The organism is Paenibacillus sp. 2TAB26 (assembly GCF_052115145.1).
Classification (GTDB): domain Bacteria; phylum Bacillota; class Bacilli; order Paenibacillales; family Paenibacillaceae; genus Pristimantibacillus.
The window spans coordinates 79351-102967 of the sequence record NZ_JBFRGC010000022.1 but is presented as its reverse complement, the minus strand read 5'-3'; the positions used below and the strand labels follow the sequence as shown (position 1 = coordinate 102967).

The following is a 23617-nucleotide window of genomic DNA, read 5'->3' as shown; positions in this document are numbered from 1 at the left end:
ATTTTGCACATAACCTATACCACTCCCTGATATGAATAAACAGACAGAATCATTCTGATTCAGAGGAGGGTGTGCATTTGGGACCATTTACAAACGATTTATTGCAAGGAAAGGTCGTTCTCATAACGGGAGGAGCGACCGGGCTTGGACGCGCCATGGGTGAGAAATTTGTTGCGTTAGGTGCTAAGCTCGCAATTGCCAGCCGCCGTGAGGCGGTATTGAAGCAAGCTGCTGAAGAAATGAGCTTGCCCACCAGCACCGTTTACTACAAAAGCTGTGACGTTCGTGATCCATCACAAGTTCATGAGCTGATTGAAGCCGTCGAGAACCATTTTGGACATATCGATATCCTCGTCAACAACGCTGCTGGAAATTTCATCAGTCCTACCGAGAGGCTCTCTCCAAGAGCAGTAGATACGATCTTACATATTGTTTTACACGGCACCTTTTATACGACTCTGGAAGTGGGCAAGCGGTGGATTGAACAAGGAAGAGGCGGTACGATGTTGAACATCGTCACCACCTATGCTTCTACCGGCTCGGGATATGTTGTACCTTCCGCTGCTGCAAAAGCTGGCGTTCTTGCGCTTACAAGATCGCTCGCCGTTGAATGGGCACCTTACGGTATTCGCCAAGTTGCGATTGCACCAGGTCCCTTTCCGACAGAAGGCGCTTGGTCTCGCCTCTCTCCCACTCCTGAGCTTGAAGAGAAGATGATTAGCCGCATCCCCTTAAAACGTGTTGGCGATAAAGAAGAACTAGCTAATTTAGCCGCCTATTTAGTTTCGGATTTCGCGCATTATTTGAACGGTGAAGTTGTAACGATTGATGGCGGCGAGTGGCTGCAAGGTGCAGGGCAATTCAACAGCTTAGCAGAGGTGTCCGATAAGCAATGGGATGAGCTGGCTGTAATGACGCGCAAGGGTAAAGATTGAGTCGATCAGCCGCATACTATGAATCTTTGAAAAGAAAAGCAGCTCATTTCTCTAAGAGTCATGAGCTGCCATCTTGTTCAAGCATAGTTTCTACAAAACTATAGCTTCATATGCGTCAATTAAACTTCGTTGCCTGGAGCTGTGTCACCTAAAGGATAGCCGCCTGTGCGGTTTCCTCCGGTACGGTTTCCACCAGTACGGTTTCCTCCCGTGCGATTACCGCCTGTACGGTTGCCACCTGTGCGATTGCCTCCTGTTCGGTTACCTCCAGTACGATTTCCGCCTGTGCGATTACCACCTGTACGATCGCCGATGGTATTGTTGCCACCTGTTTGGTTACCCCCAGTACGATTGCCTCCTGTTCGGTTGCCTAGTGAACTGTTTTTTGCATTTTTCTTTTCTTTTGGCATATGCGTAATTCCTCCTCTTAGAAGATACTTACAACATATGAATCATCTCTATCATTTGCAACCTGACATTTGATTGATTTATAGATTTGGTTTAGTACCTATATGCTAGAACCCTACATTCATGATAATGTTTCGAATATTACTCCGAGAAAACAGGGTACGTATATTAGACGTGCTGTTTTCCTTGAATCATTCACATTGTGCTTGGATTAATGCTGCTATGAAATGAGAAGCTTGTTCCGGATATTAAAACCCTAAATCCCATCCCGCAAAACAAAGCTGTTTTCCCCATTTCTTCACTTTTTCCAAGATGCTCGTTAATTATCAGGAAGATTGAATCGTTTCGTCGTTGTCCACAAATCCCTTGCCCCACCGCTTGAATTTGAAGCTCTATTATTCATTTGACCATGTTACACAGCCTTTTTAATTTCTATTCGGTTTCCTTCAGGGTCAATCACAACTCCGATGGTTCCCCAGCTATGTCTATGAATCTTAACTTCAACTTTACGATCCATTAATTCTTTCATAGTATTATCAAAATCAATTACATCGAACCTTAATACTGTTGGGTTTTGAGCTCTTGTTTTTTCAGTGGTCGAGGACACACCATTATCCTCAATCATGAGATAGCTTCTTCCAAAATCAAATATAGTCAAATCCTCCTTCTGTTCTCTAACGGGAAGTCCTAATTTAACCTTATAGAAGTCTAAAGTTTCCTTATAATTTTCCATAAAAATAATGATCCCAGCTTCGTGTAAGTTCATGTGTACCTCCTACAACGATAATTTTAAACTTATTATATTCTTATGTATAAAAATAGACAATAGAAGTCTTACTATGATTATTGTAAAACCAGATTACACACCAAACTTTGAAAAATCTTGCAGGAAAACATTGGTAGATAATCGAATATAGTCAAAAATACTTAATAAAATTTCTGGTGACGAAGGAGAAATAAAATGAGCGAGCAAGCTGCAAAGACACTTACAGGTCAAAAAGCAATATTCGGTCACACCATTCAAGTTCGGCTGGTCTCGGACTTAAAGAAGTCCCAGGAATACTACCGTGATGTGCTCGGCTGTCATATCGATAACTGGGGACATGCGGAAAGAGACGGAATGACCGTCATTCTCCAGCAGGCGGCTTCCGCTGAAGATGTGCGGCCTAACGCACGCGCACAAAAACGTCCAGATTATCCTACAGAATGGGAAGGCCCCGACTATGGATGGGACACATTTATTCACGTGAGCTGGGATGACTTGGACTCACTTATTGAGGAAGTGCGTAGACTTGGCGGACATATTGCGGTCGAACCGTTTACTGATGCTCACGGCAATCACGAATTTAAAAACGCTTATATCAAAGACCCAGATGGATATCACATCGTATTGGGCGCTATGCGTGAAAATTCCCGTTCATAGTATAAATACAACTCCTGATGAAGGCTCGTTTGGTGGGATGAAAATTAAAGAGATTGTCTAAAAAGGCATCACCTTAAGAGACAATCTCTTTTTCATTTTAGACACCTTTGTCATATCCTTTTTTCCACGACTTCCCTATTTCAACTCTGTGCTTATAAACAAGAATTGCAAAATTTCCAAGCCATATGAGGAGTATGGCAGCTGAGAACATCCTTATATACAAATAAACGGAAAGAAGCAGCATACCAACCACAACCTGCAAGCCATCCGCCTCGGTGGATTTAGGTTTGTTTTTGTATATCAAGCGGCTCACACCGGCCATCAGCGCTAGAATTACGGCATAAGCCAAAGAAACCTCAAACCCCGTGAGCGCACTCCATATACCGAATGTGACAGCAATTGCTTTGCCGCCCTTACCTTTCAGGAAAGGAGAAAAGGCATGCCCTGCTACAGGCGCGATGGCAAGCGGAACGATTAGATAACCATGATTATAGCTGCTTCCCATTATAAAAAGCACGGGCAAGTATCCTTTCAAAAAATCCAATAAAATACCGGCCACACCGAATTTATATCCAGATGACTTCCAAAGATTCAAAGCACCAGGGTTGCCGTCGCCAACCGTTTTTATGTTTTTTTTGCGAAGTAGACCAAGCCAATACGAAAACATAAGAGAACCCGATAGAAATGAACCCGCAATCCATAATATGATCATAGGTCCCTCTTGCCCCCTACCCGGATGTGCCTGCCTTTCCAGCTTACATGACCTAGAATAAGCACCTGATACATGGAATAAAGCATAACAATGATAAAAAATAACGAAGCAAAAACATGGAGCATCGGAATAACGATCCCAAAAGCGCCTACATACTTCGTGAAGTAAAATAATTGAAACATATAGACAAAATAACCGATTAAGAGAGGCAAAGCCCATGAAGTATTCGCAAAAATAAACACCGTTTCCGATAGAAGCAGTCCTACCACCCAAATAGCTATCGGGATAATCGTCCACGGACTAAGCGTCGAAGTGCTTAATACCGCCCCTTTGCTAAATCCTTCAATTTCGCTTTGAATGCCTTGCGGATACATGCGGAAAGAAACCAAGCCATATCCGATAAAATTAGTGACTGGTACCCCCGCTGCCATAAATTTGGAGCCTAGAAACAAATCGTCCAGCACTTCAGCTTTTACGCTTTCGTGGCCATTGATTTTTTCGTAATCCTCCCTTAAAGCAACAATGCAGGAGCCATAGAGCCCTTTCATCCGGTTTTTCTTTTCAAAGACCGATGTAAACGCAAATATCCCAAGCACATTCATAATCAAAGCAAGTTTCTCATATAGCTTCTCGGTGTGATGAAAAGGAACAACTGAAATAACACCCTTCGATCGCTCCCTAGCCTTTATTAATGAAGCCAAGGCGTTAGGCGCCAGTCTTATATCCGCATCTAAAAATACAAACATATCACCAGAGGCATGCAAATATCCATTCCATACCGCCCAGTTCTTACCTGTCCAGCCTTTAGGGAGGCTGCTATTTGAAATAACATTCACCCCATAGCCTTCAGCAATTTCTTTCGTTCGATCATCGGAATAATCATCTACCACAATAATTTCAAAGGGTTGAAGCGTTTGCGACTTAAGGGATTCAAGCAAATGTGGTAAATTACATTCTTCATTTCTAGCTGGAATAATAATGGACAGTTTCCGCACGCTCTGATCTGTCTGATTAGTGACGGTCAGATTATTTTTTCTGAACAGAAAAAAACCAGAGAGACATCCGACTAGCATTAGAATGAGCATCCACATTTTCTAATCCCCCCTCATGTATTTATGTATATGAAGGGGCCGTCTGTATTATTTTAGTTTCATTGATTCCTCCATCCATATGGGATCGGTACATTTTGCACGATGGCTTGATTGATAAGCTCACTTAGCCATATAATGAGAACAATCTTTCAATCGAGGTGAATGGAATGTCTTTCCGAATGGTTCGAAGTAATTAGTTTCCGGGCTGGGTAAAACGCGTACCAGCTGCAGAGGGGATCGTCTGTCCTTCTGACCACATGAAACTAAATTTTGAACGGATATCGGCAGCAATCCATTTGTTTTTTATTATCCTCTTTGGAAGGTGGAAGAAATATGAATGCAGTAGAATACAAACAATTTTATGATCAAGTCGGGAAAATCAACGGTTGGGATTTCAGCAAAGTGAAATCTGTCTCAGAAGGAATCGCATGGGATTTTTATGATGAAGTCATCCAGTCGTGCAAGAAGTCTGATCTTTTGCTTGATATCGGCACTGGCGGCGGAGAAGCATTATTATCAATAGCAGATTCAGCATTGCTTCTAATTGGCATTGATCTTTCCACAGGCATGATTGAGACCGCATTAAATAACGTAAAACAATCAAATAAATCAAATATACGCTTTTTACAAATGGATGCGGAGAAGCTCGATTTTCCTGACCACTTTTTCAATGTAGTCTCTTGCAGACATTCCGCTTTTTCTGCCAAAGAAATCGCAAAAGTATTGGTGAACGATGGTGTATTTTTTACCCAACAGGTTAGTGAGCACGATAAGCTCAACCTTAAAGAGGCATTCGGAAGAGGACAGTCGTTTGGTATGAAAAAAGATGTGTTGAAAAATCAATATATTGCGGAGTTAGCTGATGCAGGCTTCACAGACATTCAGTCATTTGAATACAACGCAACCGATTATTTTGAGACGGCTGAAGACTTTATTTTTCTATTGAAACACACGCCAATTATTCCGAACTTCGGACAATCCGAGACAGATTTTCAAATCCTTCAACAATTTATTAAAAACAACCAAACCGAACAAGGAATCAGAACAAATTCAGAACGATTTATGATTACTGCAAGGAAATAAAATAAAAAGGGATACCCGGTTATGGGTATCCCTTTCTTTTGCTTATAATGTGGATACTACAATAATGAAGTTATTTTATCAAGCACCCCAGTAATATCAAGAAATACGATGATAATGACTAGAGGAATAATAAACCTGATAATAAAAAACCAAATAGTAAAGGCAGTAGCGCCAAAACGAGAATGCTGCAATAACTCCTCTCGAAGCGTGCCTTTCTTCATTTTAAGCGGTACAAAAATCGAAATCAAAAACACGCCAAGCGGCATCAAAATATTACTAACTAAATAATCTGCTGAATCAAATAGATTTTTCGAAAAGATTAAAATGTCGGCAAAAGCACTATAGGATAACGCAGACGGAATGCCTACCGCAAATATGAATGCACCAAGCATATAGGCATATTTTGTTCTCTTCTCCTCTTTGCCTTTAACCATAGAAGCTACAATGATTTCTAGCATCGAGAAGGCCGACGTTAATGTTGCAAATAAAAATAATGCTAAAAAGCCTAATAAAAAAACTTCCCCAAAAATAATTTGATCAAATACCGCGGGCAATACAACAAACAACAAGCCRGGTCCTTCCGCTGGTTCTAAACCTAGTGAAAATACAGCCGGAAAGATGGCCAATCCCGCTAATAATGCAATCAGCAAATTCATGGTAACGATAGAAATAGCCGGTTGAATCAAGCTTTCCTTTTTTGACAAATAAGAGCTGTATGTAACCATTACGGAAACTCCGACACTTAAGGAGAAAAACGCTTGACCCATCGCAAACAATACACTTTGGGATGTGATCCTTGAGAAATCAGGTGCTAGAAAAAACTTCACACCTTCCATCGCGTTATCCAGTGTAAGTGAGCGAATGATGAGTACGATAAAGAGTACAAATAAAGCTGGCATCAAAATTTTGCTCACCTTTTCAATCCCATTTTGAATCCCTTTTGCCACTACAACAACTGTCAAAGCCAAAAATACAAATTGTGCCGCAATAACTAAAATAGGATTAGCAATAGTATCGTTAAAGACCGCTCCATAATTTGCGCCTTCACTAATAATTCCTCCAAACAAACCTTTTGCAAAATAAATAACAATCCAACCGCCAATGACGCTATAAAAAGACAATAAAAGAAAGCAGGTGCGCTGATGTTTGCATACAAATCAATCCAGTCTATTTTTATTATGTCTTTTTTTAAAAATGTAAAAGACAAAAAAAGCCACATCTCTATCTTTAACGATAGGGACGAGGCTATTCACACGGTATCACCCTAATTGAAAACAAATTTTTGTTTCCTGCTTATCGCTCTTACGCTATTAATAGTATACGGAATTATAGTACGCCAACAACGAAAGGTCAACCTTTATTGTCGATATTTTATTACCAAAAAACTTGCTGCCTTATTGCAAACGATCCCACAGCGCTGAGAAAGCTGCCGGCTCTAACTGAAAAAAGACAGGTGCATTTGAATATTTCACATAGTTTCCTTTAAACAACCACATCTGCACTTCCGTCTGATCCTTCAGCTTAAAGAACAAAACCTTCTGATTTTGTGCACCTTCGTTGTATATGCCTTCCTTGTACAGCTTATCCCCATCAATAGGTTTAGCATCATATAATGCTGTCATGAACACATGAAGCGTTTGATCAATTGGGAACTTATTAAATTGCGGCTTGCTATAATTCCAGCTATTATAATCCTGCCATCTTACTGATTCCATATGATCCTTTACTTTCGTTTTTCCTATTAAATCTTCGCCATTCGCAATCGTAATGCCATTTAGATGCTCATACAATTCAGCATAGATCTGTCCCTCATGCTCTTGGTAGGACATAATTCTAAAATCACTATCATATCCGTTCACGGAATAAATATCAGCAACGCCAATCGTTGAAGCTAGTTCAACATAATCTGTTTTCTTGCTCCACTCGTCAATACCAGCTTTTGTACGTCCAAGCTTTTCGCCGCGCAGCTCCTTCGCATTTTCCGCAGAGATGCGAGTGTGCGTTTGTGTATAAATATTGCCTTTATAAACGATTAGACCGATCATATCAGCCATGGCATCTGATTGTTCTGGAAGCTTTATTTTCGGAATCGTAATCGCATTCGGGTCGTTTATAGGTTCAACCGGGTCTCTTTGTTCAATGGGCTCCGTTATATCAATAAGAAGTTTATTATCACTCATCCACCTATCTGCACTTATCCATCCAAGGATAACGACCAACAGTAAACTACCCACAATATATTGAAATCGTTTGATTCGAAATGGACTAGCTGGTTTCTGACGAAGCAGCTGTTGAGCAATTCTATTCTGTAAATCTGCCTCCGGCTCTATTTGATCCATAACATACTTGTACGCCTTGTGATTCATATTATCGTTCTCCTTCCAATTCCAGCTTTAACCGCTGCCTTCCCCGTTGCAAACGCATCTTTACTGCAGACTCACTAATTTGCAAAATGTCTGAAATTTGGTTGACCGAGTAATCCTCATAATAATAAAGGTGAATAACCGCTTTGAATTTAAACGGCAATGCCATGACATGATCCATAACGGTACGATCCGTTTCCGATTCAAAAAAATCATTCATTTCTTCCATCTTCACTACACGTCTTCGCCATAAGCTGCCTAACATATTTTTGCACTGATTCGTGATGACTCTTATGAGCCATGCCTTTTTATGATTCTGATCATTGAATTCAGGTGATTTATACAACAATTTCGCAAATGTTTCCTGCATGGCTTCTTCTGCGTCCTCTTTGTTTCCGAGGTGAATCATTGCGATTCGGTAAAGCATTTTGCCGTATAAAAGATAGGTTTCCCCAAAATCCACGCCCGGCCGGAGCGAACTGCTTGGCATTGTAATATGACCTCCTTTACCCATTAACACAATTAAGAACGTAGATTGGTCACATATTGTTTTTACTTTTTTTTGAAAAATCGTTTTTTCGTTTCAAATTGGGTTCTACAGTATGCTAAAAAAAAAAATGATCGGTCATTTGACCGATCACTCCAATTATTATTATTGAATGGGTAAACATACCATTACTGTCGTACCTTCGCCTAGCCTACTTTTCATTTTGATCGTTCCATGATGAAGAGTAACAATTTTTTTGGCGATCGCAAGCCCCAAACCATTGCCGCTAATATTGCGGTTGCGTGATTGGTCCGACTTGTAAAACCGCTCAAACACATGTTCAAGCTTATCCGCCGCAATGCCAATACCTGAATCGGTTATTGTGAATAGCACTTCGGTACCGGATTGAGTTATAGAAATTTCGATAAGTCCACCTTCAGGTGTGAATTTGATGCTGTTGCCGAGTAAATTCATCCATACTTGGTTCAACTGATCCTGATCTGCTGTAATCTTGATCGTGTTCGCCCATTCTAATTCGATACGAATGTCTTTGGCCGACCATTGAGGCTCGCAAGTAACGACGATTTGCCTAATTTGCTCGTCGAGATTATACGTCATCGGCTCGAATGGATGCTGATCGGAATCAAGCGAGGCAAGCCTCAGCAAATTATCGCTAAGCCTCGATAGCCGCCCGCTCTCCATAATAATAATATCCAAATAATAATTACGATTATTTTCTGCTACCAAGCTGTTGTTCTTCATCGCCATAGCAAAACCCGATATAGACGTTAGCGGAGTTTGAATTTCGTGCGATACATTCGATACAAAATCCTGCCGCATCTGCTCCAGCTGTTTCAGCTCACTAGCCATTTCATTAAAGCTATGGCTTAAGACTCCTATTTCATCCGCGCTTTTCAGTTTGATTTCCACATCGAAATCTCCCTTGGCAAGCCTCTTGGTCGCTTGTGTCATCGCTTGAATCGGTTTCACCAAATAACGAGCCGCAATGAGAATGCATAGGCTCCCAATAAATAAGCCAAGAAGCAGTATGAGCAGCATCATTCGATTTATAATATTTTCATTTTGCGCTGAAAACTGCATAAACATGGCCTGTATCTTCCCATCGATGGGAAAAGGAATACCAACAAATGTTTGACCTTCCTTACCAGGTGAGCGATAATATTGCCCTCGAAGCACCTGCTGAACAACTTCCGGCGCAATTTTCACATTACTCGTATTGTTTAAAGCATAGATCGTAACATTTCCGGATGCATCATACATGTGGATTGGATAAGCGGACACCTTTACCATTCTTGTTAGGAAAACACTCAGATCATCCGGCTTTGTTTGTTCATAGAGAGTAATCATTTCCTCTCCTGCTGCAAGCATGTCGTTCTGACCGACATGGTTTATTTCTTTCTTGAATATAAAAAAGCCTATAAAAAATGAAGACAACAAGCTGAATATGATGACGGCCAGAAACGTGCAAATGATGCGGACATATAACGTATTAATCATGTAATGACAAGCCGATACCCCAGACTACGGGCTGTTTCAATCTGAAAATGTTGTGCATCGCCAGCAAATCTTTCCCTTAGCCGTTTAATGTGAACATCGACGGTTCGGTCGTCACCTTCATAATTTTTGCCCCAGATCTGAGTGATCAGCTGTTCCCTCGTAAAAATCTGTCCGGGATGGTTCGCCATTTTAAACAGCAGCTCAAACTCCTTCAATGGAAGTGTTAGCGTTTCATCTCCTCGAATCACTTGATAGTTGCGGCGATTGAGGGTAACACCGCCAAGCTGTATCGTTTGTGAAGACACGATCATATAACGCTTCAGCAGCGCTTTTACTCTCATCACAAGCTCCATTGGGTCAAACGGCTTCGTTAAATAATCGTCAGTTCCAAGCTGAAATCCCTTCACTTTTTGCACTGACTCTCCCTTGGCTGTGACCATCAGGAGAGGAATATTGGAATCAATACGTCTAATCTCCCTGCATAATTCCCATCCGTCTACGTGAGGCATCATAATATCGAGGATAACCATATCAATTTGATTGTTTTCCCAAATTTCTTGCGCCTCCGCACCGTCTTTTGCCTCTAAAATTTCGAAACCTTCGTTTTTCAAAAATAAAGACATCAATTCGCGAATATGTGCATCGTCATCCGCGATCAGAATTTTGGCCATTAAGATGTACGTCTCCCCTCTTTAACATGCACTTCCCATATGGGTGGATTGCTGTTTCAACCAAAATGCCATCCAAGCAAGTTCCAATGATAGAAAAACAAACTGAGTGCTACTGCCGATAGCATAATAAGAGAGTAATGCACGCGTTTTAGTACCGTCCAATATTTGTTTTTCCAAGCAAGCACACTCAAAACGATCATTGCCAATGTAAATCCAACGAGTAGAATAGGCATAAACAAATAAAGATTCAACGACTGTGTAATGCGGCTAAGTCGAGTGAGCAAATCCATATTCATCACGATAACAAGCGTCGCAACAACGGTTGATAGTGCCCAGACGGCGGTGGCTGCAGACAGCCGATGTGCCCACTTCTGCTCTTTCGGCATCGCGCTGATTTCACGTCTGCGATTTAGGAAGCCCAGTATCACCGTAATAAATAGAAAGACTGAGATGCCAAGCAATGGAAACCAGAACGATGTTTGATCCAGCAGCGACGCGCGTTCAAGCGGCATCGCAGGTAAGAAATCAAGAAGCAAATGCGTGACTTTTCCTGATTCGTCGGTGCGGAATCCAATCCGTCCCTCTCCGCCTACTTGTTGAAATACATCAGGTCCAATAGGTTCAAATACTTGCTGTTCGGCACCACTCCCAATGAATAAACGATTACCGGAAGCTGCTACACTGATCTTGGACATAAGACTGTAAAACTTATCAATATCGGTATGATTGCGACGAGTAAATTGATAGGAACCCGCATATTTTTGTACAGCATCATTAAGTTCAGCGGATACTGGAGGCAGGCTGGCTTCCTCGACTGGGAAATAGCGGTCTAAAAAGGCTTTTGCGAGCCCATCCGCAGCTAATGCGCCGTCACCGCCATTGTAGGAAACAAAAATGCCAATCTGCTTATCTGGAACAAGATATAGCTCCGTATTAAACTGCATATCTGCTCCGCCGTGGGAAATAACCTTCCGCCCGTTCATGTACAGCTCATAGAAACCAAGATCCATTGCTGGTAAATCCTTATGAAACTGGAAAGCTGGTGCATGCATCAATAGGGCAGTTTCTGGCTTCAAAAGTTGCTTTTCTCCATAACGTCCATTTTGAAGATGAGCAATCATGAAATGAGCCATGTCAATTGCAGATACTGCAGCTGATCCCGCGGGCCGAAATCCCCCCTCAAACGTTGGCGGCTGAGCTGCGAATACGCCGTTTTCCTTAGCATAACCCGGTACAGAAAAAGCTTCTAATGCAGCAGGAATAGGCTCTTGAACAGTAGCGTATTTCATATCGAGCGGATCAAAAATATATTTCTGTATATAATCATTGTACGCTGTCCCGCTAACTTCCTCGACGATTAATCCTGCTAGCGCGGCGCCATAGTTGGAATAAGACGACATCTCGCCCGGAGGTCTTACTCGTGCTGGCATATGCTTGGCAAGCGTTTCCGAAATCGATACCGGCAGCTTTTTAGGATCTGTAGTAATTTGATAGCCGACTCCGCCTTCTTCAAAGCCAGCGGTATGGGTCATTAGATGACGCATCGTAATCGGCTCTGAATAGGTTTTCGGTATTTTCACCGTTTTCAAATAGTTATTGACGTCTGTGTCCAGATCGATCTTGCCTTGCTCAACAAGCTGCATCACAGCGGTCCAAGTAAACAGCTTCGTTGTTGAAGCGATTCGAAATAGATCTGTCTCTGGGTTCGCCAGCTGGTTCTTCTCGAGGTTAGAGTAACCATACCCCTTAGCGAGCAGGATTTCCCCATCCTTGACGATTGAAATAACCGCACCTGGAAACTTGAAATTGTCCATATGCACTTTCATAATACCATCAATGAACGCCGTTAGCCCAGCGACATCGTTTAGAGAGTTGGCTTCTCCCTCAGACTTTACGGGTGTGGACTGCGCTGCCGATACCGGCGCTTGTGCTCCGAATAAGCTCACTCCCGCAACAGCAACCAGTAAAGTGACTAACATTATTTTGTAACCTATTTTCTTCATAATCGATAACATGATAAGCCTCCAACATTCTGCGTATTTTTTTTGACAACCTACTCTCGACTTGCTTGTGAGAGCATATCATAAGCTTGTGAACGCAGAGTGAACCTCGCTAGTTTTCACAAAAAAAAGAGCCGCCCGCATGCTGCTTGGGCGACTCTTAATCGTAATAAACCATCTATTTATTCGGGAAACTGCTCGTAATCAAACTTTCCATCCGAAGCAAAAACATATTCGCAGCTATTTTGCCCCCAAGTGGCTGTGATGCTATAAACTCGGCCAGTTGTCGGAATGTCGCTCACAGCTGTTGGTGGATTAATGAATGCATACTTTCCATTAACATGGTTTACGGCAACTTCTTCAATCGGCAATAACGATTGCTCAAAGCTTTCAGTCAAAAAAGCCATTTTCACTGTAACTTTATCTGGTGTATTTTCTCCAAAATCGACTTTCAATTTCTCACCTGGCTTTAAACGACGCAGACCTGTTAGAAGAGTAGGCTCACTATGCCAAGCTGCTTGGTAAAAGGACATTCGATCATACTTAACCCCATTCCAACTTGATTTTAGAATTGTATAATTTTCGATGGGATCAGTATTTCTCTCATGTGAGATGACAATTGCGGGTGGTTCAACTGGACTGATGCTGCTTCTTACATTGGAATTGCTTGCTCCCACACTAGCCCCAAGTGCAATTGCACTAAAAATGACGACTGCAGCTAATACGAATGAGGATAATATTATGAATGTCGATCTTTTGCTAGGTCGCATAATAGCCACCAGCCTTTCTCTTAAAATCGTCTTCTCATCGCTAAAAGTAGCCTGTAATCCTCTAACGGGGTATTGTTCATTTGAGGCTACCGCAATTAAGGTTTCACCGTATTCCTGCTTCTCTGATGAGGTGAATTTACGAATAACCACTTCATCGCAAGACAGCTCACAAAGACGGTTAATCTCTTTTTCTACAAAATAAACTACGGGGTTAAACCAATGCAGAGAAGTAACGAGCATGGAAAACCATTTTACAACAATATCAAACCGTTTCAGATGTGTGATTTCGTGAATCAAAATATTTTTGAGCTGAACCTCAGTGAAGTGGGTATCCGGTAAGATGATTATTGGCCTAATCATTCCTATAAGCATAGGAGTGGTGATGTAGGAGTTGCGTACAAGCTTCGCTTTATACCGTCCATTCAACATCATGCCAAGCATCCTATTTTCCCAATCATATGCAGGTTTGCTTGCTGTTTTCATATACTTTAGAAATCGAGTATAGCCTCTTAATTTTATAAAGAGTGATAGTATTGTCCCAATTAACCAAACGTAAATGGCATATTGCTTAATTATTGTAATCACAAAAATTTCTGAATTATCAGCTCTGATACTTTCTACTGCTTGAGCATCATTAGCTTGAGGTAGGGTGATCGCATGAGTTGGGTCGATCTCTATATCAAAGTTTGCAGCTTCCCCACCTTGTAAAATGGGACCTGTTAGAAATGGATTTTTGTTAAAAACATCATTCATGATACTCCCATCAAACGAAAACGGAATCGTCAATCTTAGGAGAACCACGATCCAGATGTAATACTGAAGCGTCTTCGAAAATTTATACTTGATTATTGGCTTCATTAAAAACAATAAAAAGAAGAGGATGCTTCCTGATATCGAAAGCGACAATATAAGTTTCATGATGTCATTCAATTCAGTCACCTACCTTAAATAAGGTACGCAGCTCCTTAATGTCTGCTTCATTTAGCTTATTGCCTCCTAATAGCGTTGCAACTAGACTTTTTGCACTTCCAGAATATAAACGATCAATTAACGTTTGTGTCGCATGCTCGTTATATTCTTGCTCGCTCACTTGTGGCTTGTAATAGAACACTTCCTTCTTGGTTGCAATGACTACACCCTTCTCGCACAATCTCCGAAGCAATGTTTTTATTGTAGAGCTTTCCCAGCTGCTTGATTTTTCAAGACATTTTCTAATTTCAGATATAGGCAGCTCGGTCCCGGCTTCCCATAATACACGCATAACCTCAAGCTCTGAATCCGTTATCTTTGAAACTAAGCTGCTCATCATCCCACTCCTAAAGGTTACATATGTAGACTCTGATTAGAGTTTACAACAGTAACCTCTGACTGTCAAATCATTCCTGTAGCTAACTGACAGCTGTTGGTGGAGGTTAATTATTGAAGGATTCAAACCATTAAGTTTACATCGTTTTCTCCTAGTCTTTCAGATTAACGACGAACCTTGAGGGGTAATAGTAAGTGTTAAGGAACGAACTCAATAGAAATGTCCATAGAGAGGATACTATTTATGAAAAAAGCGATGATCATTATTAATCCCACTTCTGGTAAAGAAGAGGCACTCAACTATGTCAGAAACGTGGAAGACCTTTTGACTGATCAAAGGTACGAGGTTACGGTCAAGGAGACGGCAAAAGAACAGGACGCAACCCTGTTTTGTATTTCTGCGTGTGAGGACAGTTATGATTTGGTCGTTTCAATCGGAGGGGATGGCACGCTTCACGAAACGATTAATGGTCTTATCAATCAAGAACATCTTCCGAGGCTTGGAGTAGTCCCTCTTGGAACAGTTAATGATTTTGCTCGCGCATTACAAATACCGCTTCTTCCCGACAAAGCGATTCAGACCCTCTCTTCTTCCCGTGTAAAAATAGCAGATTTGGGCCAATTAAATGACCAATTGTTCGTCAACACCGTTGCTGTAGGCTCATTTGCTGAATCACTCTCTTCCGTTACGTCAGACGATAAATCCCGGCTCGGCGCTTTAGCCTACGTAAAAGAAGGGATCAAAGAGCTTATGAACCAGCCGACTCATCCTCTTTGCATTCAATATGATGGAGAAACATGGGAAGGAGAATCTCCACTCTTTCTCGCTGCGTTAACCAATTCAGTAGGCGGATTTGAGAGGTTGGCACCCGACGCGGCTGTTGACGATGGTCTGCTTCACTGTTTTATTATCAAGGATTTGACTATATTCAATACAATTACAGCCAGCCTGTCATTGCTGTTCGGCAATTTCAAAAATCATAAAGACGTGGTTTATTTTACAGCCAAAAATGTAAGTATAAGCTCGCCTGAATCAGTAAGGACTAACGTTGATGGTGAAGAAGGGCCCTCCTTACCCATCCAAATAAGCAGTATGCCTCGTCATATTCAGGTGATTGTACCGGAAGAGGCTACAGTGTAGTCCTAGTCAGTAGCTATTCGTAGATCAAGATCAATATAATCGGCTGGTGGAATCAATGAAATCGATGGAGTCCGTGCGATCGGCGAGATAGGTGGATTCGGTGAGATCGGTGGGGTCAGTGGATCGCTGCAGAATCAATAGGAATGCTAAGATTGGTGGGGGCATTGGATCGATGAGGTCGGAGGGGTCGGTGAGATAAGAAGGATCACTCAGGTCGGCGGGATCAATAGGAACTCTGAGATTGGTGGGTCAGTGGGATCGGCGTGATAGGTGTCTTTGTCAATGGGGCATTACAAGCCTTCTCGGATTCTACAACGGTAGGTCCATTCATCGTTGTTTACGAGGGCTAATACTAGCCTTGGAGCAAGGTTGCCTATCAAGATTGGACAGATGAATGTAAGACATAATGGCTAGCATCTGCTCATTTTGCTTATTTTACGGACATAGGTTCCACTATTTGTGAATATTAGCTCATTATGCTCGTCGTATGGACATTGATCCCAATCTTCGAACATTTAACCTATTTTCGCTTATCATACGGACATTGGTTCCGCTAAATGTGAATATTAGCCCATTTTGCGGGTTTTACGGACATAGGTTCCGCTATTTGCTATAAATCTGCGTAATTTCGGGGGTTTTATCACAAATAACGGATCTCATGTCCGTTAAAATCTCAAAACCCCCTTTAATTGTTATTTAGCGGAACTAATGTCCGTTAGCACTGCTCAAAACCTTTAATCCTCGAAATTGCCGCTTCTATTCAAGTTCTTTCGATGCAAAATCCCTCTCTATCAACACTTCGCTGTATGTTATTTGTCTTACAGACACATTTCCACTCTTCGAACTCTTCATCTCACATTGCTCGTCTTACAGAGATTGGTGCCGATATTCGACAATATTCCGTTCCATAAACAATTCGCGTATGTTACTTGGCTTACAGAGACAGGATCCGCACATTGAACACCTCTCCTACTTTTGTTCGGCATTCAGACATAGATTCCATACTCTGAACACTTCTTCTCATGTTGCTCGTCTTTAGGATAAAGATTCCGCTCTTTGTGTTAAAAGAAAATAAACCATTAGACTGAAAAATATAGTATTAGACTCGGAAAATATAGTTGTAGACTGGCGATAGTGTTAGACTAACTGGGAGATTTGCGCAACTTTCCAATATTGAACTGCGGATCGAGCGGATTATAAACGGCTTGGTGCCGGAGACGCATGTTCGGCCACGATGGGAACGTGTTATGCAGGATAAATGGATAGTGGCCGGGAATTTATGGTACTAGAAGGAAAAGAAAGGATAGTGATCTATCTATGAAAACTTCCCAAGAAGAACTCTATGTATCTCACGAAACTCGACTTACCCGTTATGCAGACGTGTCTACTGCCTTATCGTTGCTCAGCGATGAACAGCTTCGAGAACGAGTGGAAGATGCTAAGGTTCTTGGTACGGGGATAGGTGGTGCGACGGCGCTGTTGCAACTTGAAGACACGTCCATATTCGTGAAAATTATACCGATTACGGAACTAGAAAGACGCAAAGAGAATATCATGTCCACTAGAAACGTGTTCGAGCTTCCTTCGTTTTTCCACTATGGCTTAGGTTCATCAGGTAGTGGCGTGTGGCGTGAGGTAGCCGCCCATGCCATGTCCACCAATTGGGTGCTAGCGAAACAGTGTGAGAGCTTTCCATTAATGTATCACTGGCGGTTGTTACCTGGTTTAAAGCGATCTTCGCCAATTGATGTTTCCCGTATGGTTGAGTTTTGGGGCTCCGAGGCAGTCCGGTGTCGTCTCGAGGCCATTGAGCAATCCGTGGACAGTGTTGTACTGTTTTGTGAGTACGTCCCTTATAACCTTCATGACTGGCTTATCGAACAGGTCAATATTGGTGAGGATACAACCACATCAGCGTTTGACATGRTGGATTCCAACCTGCGATCTGCTGTCTCATTTATGAATGCGAATGGGTTATTACATTTCGATGTTCACTTTAGGAACATTTTAACCGACGGATACCGTATTTATATTGCGGATTTCGGTCTTGCAACATCTTTTCGGTTTGAACTGTCCGACAGCGAATCCGAGTTTCTCAAATTGAACAAGGCTCATGATGGGTATTTTGTGGTAACAGAGCTAGTAAACTGGATTGCAAGAATTTTAGGCGGTGCGGCGAATCATATAGAAATTATAGAATTCATACGCCGATATGCTGAGGGCGAGATGCCGAGAGAGGTAATGGATTCAGCAGCGGCGATTATCAGGAGGTATGCTCCAATAGCCATGGTGATGAATGATTTCTATATGAATCTCGTTTCAGAGAGCAGAACAACGCCATTTCCAATCGAGGAACTTCAACGAATCTGTGCAACAACGGGGTTCGAGCCGTAATATCAAAGGGCTTATGGGAATTACGCTAATGGGACACATTAGTTGAATGACTACAGCGGCAGTCGAAAACTTTGTTTCTCTAGTCTTGGTCCGCCGCTGTTTCTTTTATAGCATCAGTCTAAAATTATTTTTCAAAAGCTGATGATTCATCCATTCAAAAACCGTGTTAAATCCACGACTCCCTTCTAAAACTTTATTTTCATCGCACTATTTGAACACTTCAGCTCATATTGCTCAACTTTCGGATATAGTTCCCGCTTTTCGAACACTTCAACTCATTTAGCTCGTCATTCGGAAATGGATTCCGCTCTTTGAACACTTCGCCTCATTTTGCTCGTCTTACGGACATAGGTTTCGCTATTTGTGAATATTAGCCCATTCTGCGAGTTTTATGGACATAGGTTCCGCTATTCGCTATGAATCTGTGTAATTTCGGGGGTTTTATCGCAAATAACGGACCTCATGTCCGTTTCATACTTACAAACCCCATAAACCATAATTTAGCGGAACTGATGTCAATTTAGCACTGCTCAAAACCTCAAAAACTCGAAAACTCGAGACTGCTCCCCCTTGCTACGCTCTACTAATACAAAAAGACCACTTCCGAAGAAGTGGCCTTGAAGATGTTGGCATGATATTAGCATAATTTTCAAAGGATGTCCGAAAATCGTTAAAAAAGTGCTCGAGCACCAGGTCGAGAAAGTTCAATCCACTAAAGCAATCGTATCCTTCAATGGTTCTCAGCAGCCTTCGTTTCCTATCCCAATATCCGCAAGTTGCTCCAAATACGCTCGATAAGCTCCGCAAGGAACGAGGATTCTAAAGCTCCCAAGCTAGCAATCCGCCAAGCGTCCCCCGACAACCTGCACTTCAAAAAATAATACTGCTGCTCGCTATAGCAACTACGGTGAAATAGCAGCTATCATTCCCGATGAGTCACTATTTGCCCTAGTAAGCTTTTACTAGCTTCCACGCTCTCTCCATATCATCGATTAGCGTATACGGATCTTCCATTCCGATGTACAATCTGGCTACTGATGGGTTTGTTCCGTCCGGGTTTCTACGCTCAGGCGTTGTATTGACCGTAACGAGACTCTCATAACCGCCCCAGCTGACTGCAATTCGGAAATAATGCAGCGCATCAGCCCACTGCTTCATGACAGCAACGGGAAGCTTGCTTTCGAAAGAAAACAAGCTACTGTATCCGTCCAGTTGCTTCTGTGCCAATTCATGCTGAGGATGTGAACGAAGACCTGGATGGTTCACACGATTGACCATAGGGTGTTTCTCCAAATACTCCGCGATGATCATGCCGCTCTTCTGATGGCGCTCCATACGAAGCGGAAGCGTACGTAAACCACGAATCATTAACGACGCTGTATGAGCGGTCATGATTCCTCCTAGCAGCATATACCCTTTGTTCTCAATTTTACTAATTAGCGCAGCACTTCCAGTTACAACTCCGCCCAGACAATCACTATGTCCTGAAAAAAACTTAGTCATCGAATGCAGCACGAGATCGATGCCTATAGTCAACGGCCTTTGGAAGCAAGGTGTTGCCCAGCTGCCATCTATCATTGTAATGATCCCTGTTTTTTTCGCCAGCTCAGCTATTCCTTCAAGATCCTGCAGCTGAAAAAGGCCTGATGTAGGGCTCTCCACGTATATAATTTTTGTATTTGGCTGTACTGCATCCTCGAAATCGGAGAGCAAACTGCCATCTACATAAGTGACTTCAACCTGATATCTCTCTGTCATTTCGTTTAGAAACTCTCGTGTTGGCCCGTAAGCCTGATCAACACAGATGACATGATCGCCTGAACGAAGCAGCGCATGCAGCGTTCCTGCAATTGCAGCCATGCCCGATGCGAAGCAGCGCGACTGCTCACCGCCCTCCAATTCGGCGATTTTGCTTTCCAAATATTTTACCGTTGGATTGTTGCCGCGGGAATATACGTTGGCAGCTAATACATCCTGCATCGCATGATCGAAGGTTTCATGATTCTCGAAAGTAAATAAGCTATTTTGATAGATCGGTATGGTTACCGCACCGTAATGTTGTTTATCTACCTGATCGTGAGAGACTTTTGTATGCAGTTGATTATCCATTTCTTTTCTCTCCATCATGTCGTTTCCCTCTATCCATTCCATGAATTTATTATCCTTTTTCTGCTCCCTGTGTTAATCCCTCTACGATGAAACGCTGGGCAAAAGCGAACAATACGACGGTAGGAATGACCGAGAGTACCGTTCCAGCCGACATTGCACCCCAATCGACATCAAATTTCATAACGAAGGAGTTCATAGCTACCGGCAACGTCTTCAATGCCTCGTCATCGATAAACATGACAGCCATAAACAGCTCATTCCAGTTTTGTACAAATGCAAAGATGAAGGTTGAAGCAATGCCCGGCAACATAACCGGAATGATCACTCTTAACAACGCCGTCAGACGCGAACAACCATCAATCATGGCTGCCTCCTCTAAGCTGCTCGGAACGCGTTGGAAAAAGCCTCGAAGCATAATAGTTGAGAATGGAATAAGCATAACCGTGTAGCAGATAATTAATGACATCCTTGAATTAATCAAATCCAAGTCCGCCATCAATAAGTACAATGGAGCTAGTGCAATAAATCCCGGAAGCATTTGCGTAACGAAAAACGCCATCATAATCTGTTTATGCCCTCTAAACTGAAAGCGGGCCATGACATATGCGCTTAGAGTCGCAATAAAAATAACGATCGCGGCAGCAAGGACGGCTACCAATAAGCTGTTGAAGATGTAAATATGGAATTTCGATATTTTAAAAATCTGGATGTAGTTATCCAGCGTGAATTGCTTTGGCCAATATTGAAGCGGGAAAGAGAATATATCCTTTTGAGGCTTAAGTGAAGTAATGACGATCCAGTATAAAGGAAATACCATGATTACAAAATGCAACGCTAGATACAGCACCTTCAGACCTGTCAGTATGCGTGGCTTCATCTTAAAAATCACCCACCTTTTCTGACTTGGTCACAAACAAATAGAAAATCGTGTACAAGATTAGAATGCCGATCATCGTAACACCAATTGCCGATGCCATCCCGTAGTCCCCGCCGTAAATAATTTTATCCAGCATTAATGAGGATAAAATATGGGTTGTTCCCGCAGGACCGCCGTTAGTCAAACCGTAAATAATCGTTGGATCATTGAATATCCATATCGCTCTGAGCAAAGTCGTTGCGATAATCGTAGGAAGAATAAAAGGAAAGGTGACATTAACAAACTTGCGAATGCTCCCCGCTCCATCCATATCCGCTGCCTCATACAAATCAGCTGGCACCGATTGAAGAGCCGCAAGCAGCATGATTGCAAAAAACGCGATGCCGTACCATACATTGGCGATAATGACCGATGACATTGCCCAATCTGGATCAGAGAGAAAACCGATTCTAGTATCAATAAGGCCGATGCGCATTAAAAGATCATTAATAACGCCCATTTGGGAGTTGAACATCCATTTCCAAATCAAGCCGATTAAGAAACCAGACAAAGCCCAAGAGTAAAAGATAAACCCTTGATATACCCCTCTGCCTTTAAACGGTTTACGCAAAATCAGTGCAAGTGAGAGGCCAATCAAAAATTGAAACGTTAAGGAGAAAAACACCCAGTATGCGCTATTCGTCATTGCTTTCAGAAACTTAGCATCTTGGAATGCGGTTACAAAGTTCTGGAATCCGATGAATCGAACGTTTGTCAGATCGAACAGAACGTAGTTCTGAAACGCCATGACTACCCCTTGCAGGAATGGATAAAACGTAAATATGAGCAGCAACACCAAAGCTGGTAGCAAGCTGAGCAAAATATACGTTCGCTGCTTTCTCAATGCAATCACCGCCCTTGACTTAGAAAATGCGATGGGCGGCTGCTGAGCCACCCATCACTATTTTTCAGATTATTTTTTCATGTCCGCTTTCGCTTTCGCCCAATATTCATTCCACTTCGTTAACGTATCCTCAACTGAAGTTTGACCTAGCAGCATCGCCTGACCACTTTCCATAGCGACGGTACCCCATTGTCCATTAGCTGGATATTCGAATGGCGGTTTGAAATTGATGAACGTATCTGGTTTGTTCGTCATATCAAGCAAAGTTTTGTAAGGTCCTTTTTGGAAAAACTCATCCTCTGTAGCCGAAGAGTGGATCGGTACAGTACCATGACTTTTGGATAGCTGTGTATTCTCCTCAGGAGAGGATAGGAACGTAATTAATTTCCAAGCAGCTTCCTTGTTCTCTGAGTGGGAAGTGATACCCCAGCCTGCTCCACCTGCAGAAATCATCGCTTTGCCTGAAGGACCAGTAGGCATTGGAGCCGTTGCCCAAGTTCCTTCTTGCATGTTCTCGCTCAATACTTGAATAACGTCTGGATCTTGCAAAAGGAATGCAGTTACACCAGAAGTAAATGCCTGTACCTGCTCTTGGAAGCCCCAGTTAATGGAATCCGGAGGTGATCCTTCTTTGTACAGCTTCACATATAGATCCAATGCCGTTTTGGCTTCTGGAGAAGAGTAGATTGTTCCGCCATCTTTCAGGAACATCGCATCATCAACATTGATCTTGTCTGCGTCGTACGCTTGAATCAATGTATCCGGAACACCGTTGGCACCAGGACCGCCACGGAATGAGAAGCCGTAACGGTTTTTCGCAGCGTCCGTCAGCTTAACAGATGCATTAACTAACTCTTCGTAGGTAACCGGAGCATTGATTCCCGCTTCCTTCAACCAATCTGCACGATAAAACAATTGGCGCTGATACAATCCGTTTGGTATGAAGTAGAGCTTATCCTTGACGGAAGCAACGGATTTAGCAACAGCCGTTACAGTGCCAAAGTCGCTCCATGAGCCTGTGTAATCGTTCAATGGCTCTACGTAGTTGTTATTTACGAATTCCGCAACGTTAAGATCGCGTACTTCCAAAACGTCTAGCGGTTGTTTGGCGGCCAACATCGTTCTGATTTTGTTATCAGCCTGATCAAACGGTGGAGAAATCAATTCAACCTTGATGTTCGTGTTCTGGGCCATGAATTTGTCGATGCTTGCTTTAATCAATGCTGTACGACTCGGGCTGGTCAAGCTTTCAATCATGCGAAGCGTAATTACTTTCTCTTTACTTCCGCTGTCAGGCTTTTTCCCATCATTTGAAGAACTGCAAGCTGTAGTGAGAGTAAAAACCATTACAGCCGTCAAAGCGGATAACATCCATGTTTTCATTGGTTTACCAAACATATGAATCCCCCTAGAGACATAGTGTCATACTATCTACCTGTATGATAGG

The 23617-nt window shown here is 42.4% G+C and carries 20 protein-coding genes and 1 pseudogene; 5 read left to right on the top strand and 16 right to left on the bottom strand.

The window, feature by feature from the left end; genetic code table 11:
* Window positions 1-77: 77 nt before the first annotated feature.
* On the top strand, window positions 78-935 hold the full coding sequence (locus AB4Z50_RS23920; RefSeq protein WP_441882891.1) for an SDR family oxidoreductase: 858 nt from the start codon (window positions 78-80) through the stop codon (window positions 933-935).
* A gap of 119 nt (window positions 936-1054) precedes the next feature.
* On the opposite strand, the gene AB4Z50_RS23915 is transcribed toward AB4Z50_RS23920, so the two are convergent.
* The gene (locus AB4Z50_RS23915; protein ID WP_441882889.1) at window positions 1055-1345 is read right to left on the bottom strand and encodes a hypothetical protein; all 291 of its coding nucleotides are present in this window, start codon (window positions 1343-1345) and stop codon (window positions 1055-1057) included.
* A gap of 410 nt (window positions 1346-1755) precedes the next feature.
* A complete protein-coding gene (locus AB4Z50_RS23910) occupies window positions 1756-2109 on the bottom strand; it encodes a VOC family protein (protein WP_441882887.1) in 354 nt (117 codons plus the stop codon).
* A gap of 195 nt (window positions 2110-2304) precedes the next feature.
* Between AB4Z50_RS23910 and AB4Z50_RS23905 the strand changes: the two genes are divergently transcribed.
* On the top strand, window positions 2305-2766 hold the full coding sequence (locus tag AB4Z50_RS23905; RefSeq protein ID WP_441882885.1) for a VOC family protein: 462 nt from the start codon (window positions 2305-2307) through the stop codon (window positions 2764-2766).
* A gap of 97 nt (window positions 2767-2863) precedes the next feature.
* Here AB4Z50_RS23905 and AB4Z50_RS23900 read toward each other — a convergent pair whose 3' ends face one another.
* Together AB4Z50_RS23900 and AB4Z50_RS23895 are read right to left on the bottom strand one after the other, a co-directional pair.
* Entirely contained in the window at window positions 2864-3478 is a 615-nt protein-coding gene (locus AB4Z50_RS23900) for a glycerol-3-phosphate acyltransferase (RefSeq protein ID WP_441882883.1), read from the bottom strand.
* A complete protein-coding gene (locus tag AB4Z50_RS23895) occupies window positions 3475-4569 on the bottom strand; it encodes a glycosyltransferase (protein ID WP_441882881.1) in 1095 nt (364 codons plus the stop codon). The genes AB4Z50_RS23900 and AB4Z50_RS23895 overlap by 4 nt, the downstream gene beginning before the upstream one ends.
* Before the next feature lie 333 nt (window positions 4570-4902).
* Between AB4Z50_RS23895 and AB4Z50_RS23890 the strand changes: the two genes are divergently transcribed.
* Window positions 4903-5652: a class I SAM-dependent methyltransferase gene (locus AB4Z50_RS23890; RefSeq protein ID WP_441882879.1), complete on the top strand. Its 750-nt coding sequence runs from the start codon at window positions 4903-4905 to the stop codon at window positions 5650-5652.
* Between the two features lie 56 nt (window positions 5653-5708).
* Here AB4Z50_RS23890 and AB4Z50_RS23885 read toward each other — a convergent pair.
* From AB4Z50_RS23885 to AB4Z50_RS23850, 8 genes and pseudogenes are all read right to left on the bottom strand, one after another.
* Window positions 5709-6788, bottom strand: a pseudogene (locus AB4Z50_RS23885) (sodium-dependent transporter); the annotation flags it as partial.
* 258 nt (window positions 6789-7046) lie between these two features.
* Window positions 7047-8018, bottom strand: a complete 972-nt coding sequence (locus AB4Z50_RS23880; RefSeq protein ID WP_441882877.1) for a hypothetical protein — start codon at window positions 8016-8018, stop codon at window positions 7047-7049.
* Window position 8019: 1 nt separating this feature from the next.
* A complete protein-coding gene (locus tag AB4Z50_RS23875; protein ID WP_441882875.1) occupies window positions 8020-8505 on the bottom strand; it encodes an RNA polymerase sigma factor in 486 nt (161 codons plus the stop codon).
* A 162-nt stretch (window positions 8506-8667) separates the two neighbouring features.
* A complete protein-coding gene (locus tag AB4Z50_RS23870) occupies window positions 8668-10020 on the bottom strand; it encodes a HAMP domain-containing sensor histidine kinase (RefSeq protein WP_441882873.1) in 1353 nt (450 codons plus the stop codon).
* Window positions 10017-10691 carry a response regulator transcription factor gene (locus AB4Z50_RS23865; RefSeq protein WP_441882871.1) on the bottom strand — a complete coding sequence of 225 codons (675 nt, stop codon included), beginning with the start codon at window positions 10689-10691 and terminating at the stop codon, window positions 10017-10019. Before AB4Z50_RS23865 ends, AB4Z50_RS23870 begins: the two co-directional genes overlap by 4 nt.
* Window positions 10692-10747: 56 nt before the next feature.
* Entirely contained in the window at window positions 10748-12706 is a 1959-nt protein-coding gene (locus AB4Z50_RS23860; RefSeq protein WP_441882869.1) for a serine hydrolase domain-containing protein, read from the bottom strand.
* Between the two features lie 167 nt (window positions 12707-12873).
* Window positions 12874-14379, bottom strand: coding sequence for a M56 family metallopeptidase (locus AB4Z50_RS23855; protein WP_441883068.1), 1506 nt, complete (start codon window positions 14377-14379; stop codon window positions 12874-12876).
* Between the two features lie 13 nt (window positions 14380-14392).
* Entirely contained in the window at window positions 14393-14767 is a 375-nt protein-coding gene (locus tag AB4Z50_RS23850; protein WP_430060724.1) for a BlaI/MecI/CopY family transcriptional regulator, read from the bottom strand.
* Window positions 14768-15010: 243 nt separating this feature from the next.
* Between AB4Z50_RS23850 and AB4Z50_RS23845 the strand changes: the two genes are divergently transcribed.
* The gene (locus tag AB4Z50_RS23845) at window positions 15011-15907 is read left to right on the top strand and encodes a diacylglycerol/lipid kinase family protein (protein ID WP_441882867.1); all 897 of its coding nucleotides are present in this window, start codon (window positions 15011-15013) and stop codon (window positions 15905-15907) included.
* 1317 nt (window positions 15908-17224) lie between these two features.
* Window positions 17225-18301 carry a protein kinase family protein gene (locus AB4Z50_RS23840; RefSeq protein ID WP_441882862.1) on the top strand — a complete coding sequence of 359 codons (1077 nt, stop codon included), beginning with the start codon at window positions 17225-17227 and terminating at the stop codon, window positions 18299-18301.
* Window positions 18302-19249: 948 nt separating this feature from the next.
* Here AB4Z50_RS23840 and AB4Z50_RS23835 read toward each other — a convergent pair.
* From AB4Z50_RS23835 to AB4Z50_RS23820, 4 genes are read right to left on the bottom strand one after another with little or no spacing between them, the layout of a single operon-like run.
* Complete coding sequence (locus tag AB4Z50_RS23835; protein WP_441882860.1) at window positions 19250-20452, bottom strand: trans-sulfuration enzyme family protein; 1203 nt, start codon at window positions 20450-20452, stop codon at window positions 19250-19252.
* A 7-nt stretch (window positions 20453-20459) separates the two neighbouring features.
* Window positions 20460-21287 (bottom strand): carbohydrate ABC transporter permease, encoded by an 828-nt coding sequence (locus AB4Z50_RS23830; protein WP_076269999.1) that lies wholly within the window; start codon window positions 21285-21287, stop codon window positions 20460-20462.
* 1 nt (window position 21288) lies between these two features.
* Complete coding sequence (locus AB4Z50_RS23825; protein WP_339209580.1) at window positions 21289-22179, bottom strand: carbohydrate ABC transporter permease; 891 nt, start codon at window positions 22177-22179, stop codon at window positions 21289-21291.
* 60 nt (window positions 22180-22239) lie between these two features.
* Window positions 22240-23553, bottom strand: coding sequence for an ABC transporter substrate-binding protein (locus AB4Z50_RS23820; protein WP_441882857.1), 1314 nt, complete (start codon window positions 23551-23553; stop codon window positions 22240-22242).
* Between the last annotated feature and the right edge of the window lie 64 nt (window positions 23554-23617).

What these genes read in the sequence shown, in the direction of transcription:
- AB4Z50_RS23915 (WP_441882889.1), bottom strand. Translation starts at nt 1,345, where the DNA reads ATGCCAAAAGAAAAGAAAAATGCAAAAAACAGTTCACTAGGCAACCGA.
- AB4Z50_RS23910 (WP_441882887.1), bottom strand. Translation starts at nt 2,109, where the DNA reads ATGAACTTACACGAAGCTGGGATCATTATTTTTATGGAAAATTATAAG.
- AB4Z50_RS23905 (WP_441882885.1), top strand. Translation starts at nt 2,305, where the DNA reads ATGAGCGAGCAAGCTGCAAAGACACTTACAGGTCAAAAAGCAATATTC.
- AB4Z50_RS23900 (WP_441882883.1), bottom strand. Translation starts at nt 3,478, where the DNA reads ATGATCATATTATGGATTGCGGGTTCATTTCTATCGGGTTCTCTTATG.
- AB4Z50_RS23895 (WP_441882881.1), bottom strand. Translation starts at nt 4,569, where the DNA reads ATGTGGATGCTCATTCTAATGCTAGTCGGATGTCTCTCTGGTTTTTTT.
- AB4Z50_RS23890 (WP_441882879.1), top strand. Translation starts at nt 4,903, where the DNA reads ATGAATGCAGTAGAATACAAACAATTTTATGATCAAGTCGGGAAAATC.
- AB4Z50_RS23880 (WP_441882877.1), bottom strand. Translation starts at nt 8,018, where the DNA reads ATGAATCACAAGGCGTACAAGTATGTTATGGATCAAATAGAGCCGGAG.
- AB4Z50_RS23875 (WP_441882875.1), bottom strand. Translation starts at nt 8,505, where the DNA reads ATGCCAAGCAGTTCGCTCCGGCCGGGCGTGGATTTTGGGGAAACCTAT.
- AB4Z50_RS23870 (WP_441882873.1), bottom strand. Translation starts at nt 10,020, where the DNA reads ATGATTAATACGTTATATGTCCGCATCATTTGCACGTTTCTGGCCGTC.
- AB4Z50_RS23865 (WP_441882871.1), bottom strand. Translation starts at nt 10,691, where the DNA reads ATGGCCAAAATTCTGATCGCGGATGACGATGCACATATTCGCGAATTG.
- AB4Z50_RS23860 (WP_441882869.1), bottom strand. Translation starts at nt 12,706, where the DNA reads ATGTTATCGATTATGAAGAAAATAGGTTACAAAATAATGTTAGTCACT.
- AB4Z50_RS23855 (WP_441883068.1), bottom strand. Translation starts at nt 14,379, where the DNA reads ATGAAACTTATATTGTCGCTTTCGATATCAGGAAGCATCCTCTTCTTT.
- AB4Z50_RS23850 (WP_430060724.1), bottom strand. Translation starts at nt 14,767, where the DNA reads ATGAGCAGCTTAGTTTCAAAGATAACGGATTCAGAGCTTGAGGTTATG.
- AB4Z50_RS23845 (WP_441882867.1), top strand. Translation starts at nt 15,011, where the DNA reads ATGAAAAAAGCGATGATCATTATTAATCCCACTTCTGGTAAAGAAGAG.
- AB4Z50_RS23835 (WP_441882860.1), bottom strand. Translation starts at nt 20,452, where the DNA reads ATGGAATGGATAGAGGGAAACGACATGATGGAGAGAAAAGAAATGGAT.
- AB4Z50_RS23830 (WP_076269999.1), bottom strand. Translation starts at nt 21,287, where the DNA reads ATGAAGCCACGCATACTGACAGGTCTGAAGGTGCTGTATCTAGCGTTG.
- AB4Z50_RS23820 (WP_441882857.1), bottom strand. Translation starts at nt 23,553, where the DNA reads ATGAAAACATGGATGTTATCCGCTTTGACGGCTGTAATGGTTTTTACT.